Consider the following 2,323-nt stretch of genomic DNA (forward strand, 5'->3'; position numbering starts at 1 on the left):
CGTACGCCTCGGCCGCGGGCATCGGCGGCAGCGGGGCGGGCTCGGCGCTGCCGGCCCCGGCCCCGGCTCCGGCCGCTGCGGGCTCGGGGGTTGCGGGCTCGGCCGCGGCGGGCTCGGCGGCCACCGCGGGGGCGGCGAAGGGCACCAGACCGCCCAGGACGACTATCCCGGTCAGCGCGGCCCCCGGTGCCAGCGCGGCGCACCTGCCCGTCCAGCCGGCCGTTCGCACCGTTCTCGCCGTTCGCACCGTTCTCGCCGTTCGCGGGCGTGCGGAACCAACCACGGATGTGCTCCTCACTCGTCGACGCCCCCCGTACCCGAGCCGTCCGAGCGGGCACCGAGCCCGCGGACGGCCCCCCGGCCCATCCTCCGCGACCTTCGGATCGCAGGCGAACGGTCGGTCGCCGCGGGTGCGCCATTCGATGGGACGTCACCCGGTGGGACGTCAGAGCGCGCCCAGCGGTGGCGGATCAGGCCCGACGCCGGGCCCGGTGCGGCGGAGACCACCGCTCGACCGCCGCCCGCGCCCTTCGGCGGACACCGCGTACGGGTCGGGCCCGCGGCCCGCCGCGCGCGCCAGGTCCTCCAGGCGGTCGCGCAGCAGCCGGCCGTCCGCCGGCTCGGACCCGACGGGCGGCCGGTTCCTGCGCCAACTTCCCACCGCCGGAGCCGAGTTCCGCGCCGGTCCGGTCGGCGTCGGACCCGGTCGGCCCACGGCTCGGCCGCTCCCCCACCGTCCGACGGCACCGCGGCCCTTCCCCGGGGGCGCCACGGAGCCCTCCGGTCCTGCCGGGCCGCCGTCCTCACCCCTGCGCGCGGCGCCGCCGGTACTCCGCCAACCACTCGCCCACCTGCTCCTCGTCGTGCAGGTACGGGTACGGCTCGCCGGGGCCGTGCCGCAGGTCGATGCCGTAGAGCAGGTTCAGCGCCCACAGGGAGGTCTCGTCCCAGCGCCGCTCGTCGTCCAGCAGCATCCGCCCGGCCCAGCGGTCCACGGCGTCCCGGTCGGCCCGGCCGGCCGCCACCTCGGCGAGCCGCCACTCGATCCCGTCGCTGCCGCCGCTGCTGTCACTGCCGCCGGGTCCGTCGCTGCCGTCGATTCCGTCGTACGTCACGCCCGCGCCTCCTCCTCCGCCGCCTCCTGGGCGGCCATCACCTCGTCGCCGTGCGCGAAGGCCCAGGCGCCGAAGGCGTCGATCAAGGGCAGCAAGGTCCTTCCCAGGGCGGTGAGTTCGTAGGCCACGCCGGTGCTGCCGGGGCGCGGCGGGTGGCGTTCGACCAGGCCGTTGTACTGGAGGCGGCGCAGCGTCTCGGTGAGCACCTTGGAGCTGATGCCGCCGATCCGGGTGCGCAGTTCGGCGGGGCGGCACGGGCCGTCGCGCAGGGCCCAGAGCAGCACGGCGTTCCAGGTCTGGGAGAGCAGGTCGAAGGCGAGGCGGGCCCGGCAGTCGGCGAGCAGGCGGTCGGAAGTCACGTACCGAATGGTGCCCGACCGGCTCCCTAGGCTCGTACCGGAATCCGAAATCCCCTGGAGAGGACGGCTGTCGATGAGGATCGGCATTCTCGGTACGGGCAACATGGCGGACGCGCTGGGCACCCACTGGGCGCGGGCCGGGCACCGGCTCACCGTCGGCGGGCGCGACCTGGCGAAGGCCCGGCGGCTGGCCGACCGGATCGGGCACGGGACGCAGGCCGGCGATCTGCACGCGGCCGTGGCGGCGGCCGAAGTGGTGCTGGTGGCCCTGCCGTTCGGCGCCGGCGCGGAGGTGGTCCGGACGCTCGCCGCACCGCTCGCGGGGCGGACGGTGGTGGACTGCGCCAACCCCGTCGGCCCCGGCTTCCGCCTGCTGACCGGCCACGGGCCTTCCGCCGCCGAGCAGTTGGCGTCCGCGGCGCCGGGCGCCCACGTGGTGAAGGCGTTCAACCTGTGCCACGAGGACGTCTGGCGGATGCGCCCGCCGGTCTTCGACGGCCGCCCGCTGGCCGTCCCGCTGTGCGGCGACGACACCACCGCGCTGGCCCGGGTGTCCGAGCTGGTCGGCGACGCGGGCTGCACCCCGCTGCCCGCCGGCGGCCTCGACCGCGCGGGCCTGCTGGAGGCCACCGCCGCCCTGTTCATCGGCCTGTGGGTCGGCGCGGGCGCGGACGTCCAGGCCATCGCGCCCCCGCTGGCGTACGCGACCGGCCCGAGCGGGAGTTGACGGTCCGTCAGTTCTTCCGTGCGTCGTCGGACGGCGGCCGGAGGAGGTCCAGGAGCGCCTGCGCACGCTCGTCGTCCGGGACGAGTTCCCGGACGACCCGCCGGGCCTCCCCGGCCCGGCCG

At 77.1% G+C, this 2,323-nt stretch carries 4 protein-coding genes; 1 reads left to right on the forward strand and 3 read right to left on the reverse strand.

Going from position 1 to position 2,323, the window contains the following annotated elements; all coding sequences use genetic code 11:
• From ACFUEL_RS38655 to ACFUEL_RS38665, 3 genes are all read right to left on the reverse strand, one after another.
• On the reverse strand, positions 1–229 hold a 229-nt coding region (locus ACFUEL_RS38655; protein ID WP_380242734.1), incomplete at its 3' end, for a hypothetical protein.
• 574 nt (positions 230–803) lie between these two features.
• A complete protein-coding gene (locus ACFUEL_RS38660; RefSeq protein ID WP_380242735.1) occupies positions 804–1,115 on the reverse strand; it encodes a hypothetical protein in 312 nt (103 codons plus the stop codon).
• Positions 1,112–1,474 (reverse strand): winged helix-turn-helix transcriptional regulator, encoded by a 363-nt coding sequence (locus ACFUEL_RS38665; RefSeq protein ID WP_380242736.1) that lies wholly within the window; start codon positions 1,472–1,474, stop codon positions 1,112–1,114. Before ACFUEL_RS38665 ends, ACFUEL_RS38660 begins: the two co-directional genes overlap by 4 nt.
• Before the next feature lie 73 nt (positions 1,475–1,547).
• Here ACFUEL_RS38665 and ACFUEL_RS38670 point away from each other — a divergent pair, with 73 nt between their 5' ends.
• On the forward strand, positions 1,548–2,201 hold the full coding sequence (locus ACFUEL_RS38670) for an NADPH-dependent F420 reductase (RefSeq protein WP_380242738.1): 654 nt from the start codon (positions 1,548–1,550) through the stop codon (positions 2,199–2,201).
• Positions 2,202–2,323 lie beyond the last annotated feature (122 nt).

The organism is Kitasatospora sp. NPDC057198, assembly GCF_042670125.1.
In the GTDB taxonomy this organism is placed as follows: Bacteria; Actinomycetota; Actinomycetes; order Streptomycetales; family Streptomycetaceae; genus Kitasatospora.

Excerpts from the sequence above, each read along its gene's own strand:
- ACFUEL_RS38670 (WP_380242738.1), top strand. The coding sequence starts at position 1,548 with ATGAGGATCGGCATTCTCGGTACGGGCAACATGGCGGACGCGCTGGGC.